General features: G+C 70.7%; 9 protein-coding genes. 4 read left to right on the top strand and 5 right to left on the bottom strand.

The window, feature by feature from the left end:
- Positions 1-70: 70 nt before the first annotated feature.
- Complete coding sequence (locus UK23_RS24385; RefSeq protein ID WP_330770245.1) at positions 71-472, bottom strand: helix-turn-helix domain-containing protein; 402 nt, start codon at positions 470-472, stop codon at positions 71-73.
- A gap of 69 nt (positions 473-541) precedes the next feature.
- Between UK23_RS24385 and UK23_RS24390 the strand changes: the two genes are divergently transcribed.
- On the top strand, positions 542-1,087 hold the full coding sequence (locus tag UK23_RS24390; protein WP_045313952.1) for a hypothetical protein: 546 nt from the start codon (positions 542-544) through the stop codon (positions 1,085-1,087).
- Between the two features lie 3 nt (positions 1,088-1,090).
- On the opposite strand, the gene UK23_RS24395 is transcribed toward UK23_RS24390, so the two are convergent.
- Complete coding sequence (locus UK23_RS24395; protein WP_045313945.1) at positions 1,091-1,537, bottom strand: Lrp/AsnC family transcriptional regulator; 447 nt, start codon at positions 1,535-1,537, stop codon at positions 1,091-1,093.
- Positions 1,534-2,655, bottom strand: a complete 1,122-nt coding sequence (locus tag UK23_RS24400) for a M24 family metallopeptidase (protein WP_045313946.1) — start codon at positions 2,653-2,655, stop codon at positions 1,534-1,536. Before UK23_RS24400 ends, UK23_RS24395 begins: the two co-directional genes overlap by 4 nt.
- Positions 2,656-2,683: 28 nt before the next feature.
- On the opposite strand from UK23_RS24400, the gene UK23_RS24405 reads away from it, so the two are divergent.
- The 3 genes from UK23_RS24405 to UK23_RS24415 all read left to right on the top strand — a co-directional run bounded on the left by UK23_RS24405 (position 2,684) and on the right by UK23_RS24415 (position 5,681).
- On the top strand, positions 2,684-3,628 hold the full coding sequence (locus UK23_RS24405) for a 5'-3' exonuclease (RefSeq protein ID WP_045313947.1): 945 nt from the start codon (positions 2,684-2,686) through the stop codon (positions 3,626-3,628).
- A gap of 74 nt (positions 3,629-3,702) precedes the next feature.
- Positions 3,703-4,275: a TetR/AcrR family transcriptional regulator gene (locus UK23_RS24410; RefSeq protein ID WP_231114650.1), complete on the top strand. Its 573-nt coding sequence runs from the start codon at positions 3,703-3,705 to the stop codon at positions 4,273-4,275.
- Entirely contained in the window at positions 4,272-5,681 is a 1,410-nt protein-coding gene (locus UK23_RS24415; protein ID WP_045313949.1) for an MFS transporter, read from the top strand. Before UK23_RS24410 ends, UK23_RS24415 begins: the two co-directional genes overlap by 4 nt.
- Here UK23_RS24415 and UK23_RS24420 read toward each other — a convergent pair.
- Together UK23_RS24420 and UK23_RS24425 are read right to left on the bottom strand one after the other, a co-directional pair.
- Entirely contained in the window at positions 5,617-6,780 is a 1,164-nt protein-coding gene (locus UK23_RS24420; RefSeq protein WP_045313950.1) for an RNA polymerase sigma factor, read from the bottom strand. The two genes, UK23_RS24415 and UK23_RS24420, sit on opposite strands and share 65 nt — an antisense overlap.
- Positions 6,774-7,121 carry a YciI family protein gene (locus tag UK23_RS24425; protein WP_045313951.1) on the bottom strand — a complete coding sequence of 116 codons (348 nt, stop codon included), beginning with the start codon at positions 7,119-7,121 and terminating at the stop codon, positions 6,774-6,776. The genes UK23_RS24420 and UK23_RS24425 overlap by 7 nt, the downstream gene beginning before the upstream one ends.
- Positions 7,122-7,218: the final 97 nt, after the last annotated feature.

Below are 7,218 nucleotides of genomic sequence, written 5' to 3' on the forward strand. Positions count from 1 at the left end.
GGCGACCACCCGCCCGGTCGCGCCCAGCAAGGCGACCATCCACGGAACCGCCGCGCCCACCCCCGAAGTCCTACCCCACCGGATAAACGCAGCTCATAGCCTCACTAACCGCAACCCCACCCCGAGAACGCCGCAAATGCTCCTCCCCCCAAACCCGAACACTCTCCACCACAGGCAGAACCGAAGTCCCGTACTCCGTGAGCCGATAAATGACAGGCGCGGGAACCGGCCCGGTGACCACCCGCTCAACCAGCCCATCCGCCTCAAGCTCACGCAACTGCTCAGCCAACACCTTGGCCGTGATCGGCGCCCCCCTCCGCCGAAGCCCGGCAAAGTGCGACTCCCCGTGCGCCAACCAGTACACCAGCGTCAGCTTCCACTTCCCGCCAACAGCCGCAAACGCCGCCGCCATGGGACAACCAGGCAGGGGGTTGGGCCGCGCGAGGTTACCTGCAGGTGCCTTCTTGTTCATGGTTGCGGCTCCGTCGACAGTCGGCGCATGAACCTACGCAGGCTGCTAACCGTGCCACACACGCCAACCGTGCCACACACCCGAATCCTGATCGCCCTCCTCTCCGCCATCACGCTGACCGCGTCGGTACCTGCCCAGGCGGGCACCGAAGCCGGACAGCGCGACTTCGACTGGGAGATCGGAACCTGGCACACCGACGTGCGAGTGCTGGCCGATCCGTTGTCGGAGACCGAAGACGAGTGGCTCCACTTCGAGGGCACGTCAGTCGTCCGCCCGCTCCTGGACCGCCGCGCGAACGTCGTCGAGCTGAAAGTCGCCGGCCCGTCCGGCCGCATCGAAGGCCTCAACATGCGCCTCTACGAACCACAAGCACAACGCTGGAGCCTGACCTTCGTCAACATCCGCGACGGCCTGCTCACCCCGTCGGTGTACGGCGGCTTCCACGACGGCGCCGGCGAGTTCTACGGCGACGACCAGCTCGGCGGACGCCCGATCAAGGTGCGTTTCCTCATCCGCCGCCAGGGCCCCGGCAAGGCGACGTTCGAGCAGGCGTTCTCCCAGGACGGCGGTGCGACCTGGGAGACGAACTGGATCGCCGTCGACCGGCGGAGCTGAGCCTCAGACCGACGGCGGCCTGTCCTCGTACGGCGTCGAGAGCACCACGGTCGTCCGCGTCGACACGTTCGCCGACTCCCGGATCTTCTGCAGCAGCTCCTCGAGAGCCGTCGGGGAAGCGACCCGCACGCGCAGCACGTACGACGCGTCGCCGGCCACCGAGTAGCAGGCCTCGATCTCCGAGAGGTGTTCGAGGCGCTTCGGGTAGTCGTCCGGCTCCGCCGGGTTGATCGGGAAGAGCGAGATGAACGCGGACATCGGCAGGCCGATCTCGGCGCCGTCCAGCCGGGCCGCGTAGCCCTTGACGATGCCGCGCTGTTCCAGCCGCTTCACGCGCTGGTGGACGGCCGAGACCGACAGGCCCACTCGTTCGGCCAGGTCCGTGAAGCTGCAGCGGCCGTCAGAGGCCAGTTCTTTGAGGATCGCTCTGTCGATCTGCTCGAGGGTCAAAGCACCACCAGCTCGTGAGGTCGGTTGTTGAAGGACTCGACGCCCGTGGCGGTGGCGACGACGATGTCCTCGATGCGCGCGCCCCAGCGGCCGGGGAGGTAGATGCCGGGCTCGACGCTGAACGCCATGCCGGGTTCCAAAGGCAGCGAGTTGCCGCTCACGATGTAGGGCTCCTCGTGGACGTCCAGGCCGATGCCGTGGCCGGTGCGGTGCACGAAGAACTCGCCGAAGCCCGCGTCCGCGATGACGGAACGCGCGGCGGCGTCGACTTCCTCGCACGTGACGCCGGGCTTCACGAAGTCGACCGCCGCCTGCTGGGCGGCCTGCAACACCGCGTACGTGTCCCGGACATCGTCGAAAACAGGCTCGCCCATCACGTAGGTGCGGGTCGAGTCGGAGTTGTAGCCCTCGGCGACCGGGCCGCCGATGTCGATGACGACGACCTCGCCGGCCTCGATCACGCGGTCGGAGTCGCGGTGGTGCGGGGAGGCGCCGTTGGGGCCGGAGCCGACGATCACGAAGTCGGCGACGGTGTGGCCTTCCTCGACGATGGCGACGGCGATGTCACGCGCCACCTCACGCTCGGTGCGGCCCACGCGCAGGAACTCGCCCATGCGCGCGTGGACGCGGTCGATCGCGGCGCCTGCCTTGCGCAGCGCGGCGATCTCGGCCTCGTCCTTGCGCATGCGCAGCTCGCGGATGATCGGGCCGGCGAGCGACTGCGGGCCGCCGATCGCGTGGCCGAGCTTGAGCGTGTGCAGCGCGGGCATCATGTCCGCCACGGCGACGCGGGTGCCCTTGAGCGCGGCCTTGACCAGCGCGTACGGGTCCTCGCCGTCGACCCACGTGACGACCTCGACACCCAGCTCGTCGGTCGGGATCGCCGCGTAACCGGGCTGCTCCAGCTTCGGCACGACGAGCGTCGGAGTGCCGCCGACCGGCAGCGCGAGGCAGGTGAGGCGCTCGAACGAGTCGCCACCGGCACCGATCAGGTACCGCAGGTCCGAGCCGGGCGAGATGAGGAGGGCGTCGACGCCCGCCTGCTCAGCGGCTCGAGAAGCGCGGTCAAGTCGCGCACGCAGCGCGGACACGTCGATGGGCCCGGTGATCGTTGCCATGGTCGAAAGCCTAGTAGCTTGTCCACTCGTGAGCTCTCCCCTGGTGCTGCTCGACTCCGCGAGCCTCTACTTCCGGTCGTACTACGCGCTGCCGGACTCGATGACCGCGCCCGACGGCACGCCGGTGAACGCCGTGCGCGGGTTCGTCGACACGATCGCCCGCGTCATCAACGACCGCGGCGCCGCTCGGCTGGTCGCCTGCCTGGACGCCGACTGGCGGCCCGAGTTCCGGGTGAAGTTGCTGCCCTCGTACAAGGCGCAGCGCGTGGCCGAGGACGCCACTGACGGCTCCGAGGAGGTCCCGGACACCCTCACGCCGCAGATCCCGATCATCCTCGACGTGCTGGACGCGGCCGGCATCTGCACGGGCGAGGCGGCGGGCTACGAGGCGGACGACGTCATCGGCGCGCTCGCCCACCACGAGCAGCGCTCCCCCGTCGAGGTGGTCACGGGCGACCGCGACATGTTCCAGGTCGTGCGCTTCGAGCCGACGCCGGTGCACGTGCTGTACGTCGGGCGCGGCTGGAACAAGGTCGAGATCCTCGGCCCTGAGGAGCTGGCGGCCAAGTACTCGCTGCCGGTCGAGAACGCGGGATCCGCCTACGCCGACATGGCGGTGCTGCGCGGCGACCCCTCCGACGGGCTGCCGGGCGTCGCGGGCATCGGCGAGAAGACGGCCGCGAAGCTCATCTCCGAGTTCGGCTCGCTCGACGCGGTGCTCAAGGCCGTGAGCGACCCGATGGACCGCAAGCTCACCACCAAGGCCCGCAACTCGCTGATCGCGGCCGAGGAGTACCTGGCCGCCGCGCCCACGGTCGTCCGCACGGCCCTCGACGCACCGGTCGTCAAGGACCGCGACGACGAGGTGCCGCGCGTGCCCGCCGACCCCGAGCGGCTGCGCGAGCTCACGCAGCGCTGGGGCCTGGGCAGCTCGGTGCCGCGCCTGGTCAACGCCATGGAGCGGCGCGCCTGACAACCCGAACGCTCACGCCGCGGTGGATCGACGTCACATTTTGTTAGTGGTTAGTAACCAGTAACTTAGCGGTCATGGCTGAACGCATGAGCGGAACCGCGCGACGTGCCCAGGTGCTGGCCGTCGCGGCGGAGGAGTTCGCCGCGCACGGGCTGCACGGGGCGTCGACGGAGGCGATCGCGAGAGAAGCCGGGATCACGCAGGCGTACGTGTTCCGGATGTTCGGCACGAAGAAGGCCCTGTTCTTGGAGCTGGTCCAAGCGGCGTTCGCTCGGGTGAGCGACGGGATGCGGGACGTGGCGGAGGGGAGGTCCGGCCTGGACGCGCTCTCCGCGATGGGCGCCCAGTACTACGGCCTGCTGGCTGACCGCACCGGATTGTTGTTGCAGCTCCAGGGTTTCGCCGCGTGCGGGGACCCGGAGGTGCGGGACGCGGTGCGTGCGTGCTTCGCGCGCATGTGGGACACGGCCGCGGACGGCAACGGACTCGACCCGGTGACGGTGAAGACGTTCCTCGCCTTCGGGATGCTGCTGAACGCGGGCGCCGCGATGGACGTCGGCCAGGTCGAAGAGCCGTGGGCCGACGGCGTGCGCACCCGAATCCAGGCGGGCCTGTTCGAGCACGTCACCACCGAGACGAACCGATGAAGACCCGCGAGGACGAACGGCTGAGCGTCGCGTTGACGAGCACGGCACTGGCGGGAGCGGTGATCGGCAGCGTCGGGGCGCCCCTGATCACCCCGGTCGCCACGGGTCTGCACGTCTCGCTGGGTGCCGCGCAGTGGACGTTGACGGTGACGCTGTTCAGCGGCGCGATCGCGGCCCCCGTGCTCGGCAGGCTGGGCAGCGGCCCGTACCGCCGAGTCACGATCCTGGCCACGCTGGGCCTGGTCATGGCGGGTGGGCTGCTCACCGTGCTGCCGCTCGGGTTCGCGGCGTTGCTGGCCGGACGCGCGCTGCAGGGGTTCGGGGTCGCCGTCGGGGCGCTGCTGATGAGCGTCGCCCGCGCCCACCTGCCACCTGAGCGCTCGGCGTCGACCATCACGGCGTTGTCGGTCGCGTCGACCGTCGGCATCGGGTTCGGCTACCCGGCGATCAGCCTGCTCGACCAGCTCGCGGGCTTGCACGCCGCCTACGGTCTCGGGTTCGAGCTGTCCGCCGTCGCGCTGGCCGTCGCCTGGCGGACGCTGCCCACCGAGGCTCCTGGCGAGCTGCCCCGGATCGACGTCACCGGCGCGCTGCTCCTCGCGCTCGGCACGCTCGGGCTGCTCGTGGTGATCGCCGAACCCGCGATCTGGGCGACCCCGTGGCTGGCCGGTGGCATCCTCGCCGGTGCCGCCGCCGTCCTGGCCGTGTGGGCGTTCGCGGAACTGCGCACCGCGGCGCCGTTGGTGAACCTCCGGCTGCTCGGGCACGGGCCGATCCTGCGCGCGAACCTGGCGGTGCTCGTGGCCGGAGCCGGGTTGTACCTGCTGTTCAGCCTGTTCACCCGCTACGTACAGACCCCTGCCGGTGCCGGGTACGGGTTCGCGCTGCCCGGTGTCGCCGCGGGGGCGGCGCTGATTCCGTTCTCCCTGCTCGGTTTCGTTGCGGGGAAAGCAGTTCCGCGTCTCATCGCGCGCATCACCGAGCGGTGGACGTACGCGCTCTCCATCGCGATCGCCGCCGGCGCCGCACTGCTGTTCGCCGCCGGCAACCGGTCGCTGTTCGCCGTCCTCGCCGCGACCGCCCTGCTCGGCTTCGGCGTCGGAGGCGTGTTCGCGGCGATGCCCCAGCTCGTCCTCTCCGGTGTCCCCCAAGGAGAAACGGCCAGCGTGCTCTCGATCAATCAGGTCGCCCGCAGCATCGGCATGAGCGTCGGCAGCGCCCTCGCCGGGTTGCTGCTCGCCACCGCCACGCCGGACGGAAGCCTGCTCCCCGTCCGAGGCGGCTACGTCACCGCCGCGTTGTGGGCGCTGGTCCCCCTCGCAGCCAGCGCGCTCGTGATCGCTACGAACCCGCGAGTTCGGTCAGCCGACGTTCGAGAAACCGCCGTTCAGCGCCATCGTCCGTGAGCTCCCGCGCACGCCGGTAAGCCGCCGCGGCCTCGTCGGTGCGGCCGAGGCGCCGCAACAGCTCGCCCCTGGTCGAGTGCAGGTAGCGGAAGTCGTCGAGGCCCAGCTCCTCGACGATCCGCAGGCCTGCCTCGGGGCCGTCCGTCTCCGCGACGGCGATCGCGAGGTTCAGCCGCACCACGGGCGAGCCGGTCAGCCGGGCCAGCTCCCGGTACAGCGCCGCGATCTCGGCCCAGTCGCACGGGGTCTCCGCGTGCAACGACGCGATCGCCGCCTGCAGCACGTGCGGTCCGCGGCCGCCCAACGCGACAGCACGGTCGAGCGCGGCCCGGCCGGCGGCGATCTGCCCGCTGTTCCACCGCGACCGGTCCTGGTCGGCGAGCAGCACCAGCTCGCCGTCGTCGAACCGCGCCTCGCGCCGGGAGTCGTTCAGCAGCATCATCGCGAGCAGCCCGTGCACCTCTGGACTGCCCGGCATCAGCTCAGCCAGCGCCCTGCCCAGCCAGATCGCCTCGGCCGCCAGTTCGTCCCTGCCGCCGTAGCCCTCGTTGAAGATCAGGTAGACGACCGCGAGCACCGCGTCGAGCCGCTCGCCGAGCAGGTGGTCCGGCGGCACGCGGAACGGGATGCCGGCCGCCTTGATCTTGCGCTTGGCGCGCACGATCCGTTGCGCCATCGTGCGTTCCGGCACCAGGAACGCACGGGCGATCTCGTCGGTGGTCAGCCCGCCCAGCGTGCGCAGGGTGAGCGCCACCTGTGCCTCGATCGCGAGCGCCGGGTGGCAGCAGGTGAAGATCAGCTCCAGCCGCTCGTCCGGGAACGTCGCGGCGTCCACCTCCACTCGCGCCGCGAGCAGGTCGTACCGCGCGACGAGCGCCCGGTCCCGGCGGATGCGGTCCGTCGCCCGGTTCCTGGCCGTTCGCATCAGCCAGGCACGCGGGTTGTCCGGCACACCGTCGCGCGGCCACCGGTCGGCGGCGATCGCGAACGCCTCCTGCGCGGCCTCCTCGGCGAGGTCGAAGTCGCCGAGGAAGCCGACCAGGGTGGCGAGCACGCGGCCCCACTCCTCGCGGAAGACCCGCTCGGCCGCGCTCACCAATAGACCTCCGAGGGGCGGATCTCGACGGCACCGCCGTACCGCGCCGCCGGCACGCGCGAGGCCACCTCGATGGCCGCGTCCAGGTCGTCGGCCTCCAGGATGAACCAGCCGCCGACCGCCTCCTTCATCCCGACGAACGGCCCGTCCGTGGTCAGCGTCCTGCCGCCCTCGACCCGCACGGTGGTCGCGTTCTCGGCCCGGCCCATCGGCAGCCCCGGCGTGACACCGGGCGTCTCGTTGATGCCCTGGTAGTCCGCGCGAACCTGCTGCTGCTCCTCGTCGCTCAGCGCGGCCTGCTGCTCCAGCGCGCCGTTTTGGTAGATCAGCATCACGTACTTCATCGCGTGGCCCTCCTCGTCCGACCCCGATTGGTCGCAGTAAGACGAACGGCGAGCCGCGTTTTCGACACCCGCCTAGTAGTGCTTTGTCGGGTCAGCA

The organism is Lentzea aerocolonigenes (assembly GCF_000955955.1).
GTDB lineage: Bacteria > Actinomycetota > Actinomycetes > Mycobacteriales > Pseudonocardiaceae > Lentzea > Lentzea aerocolonigenes_A.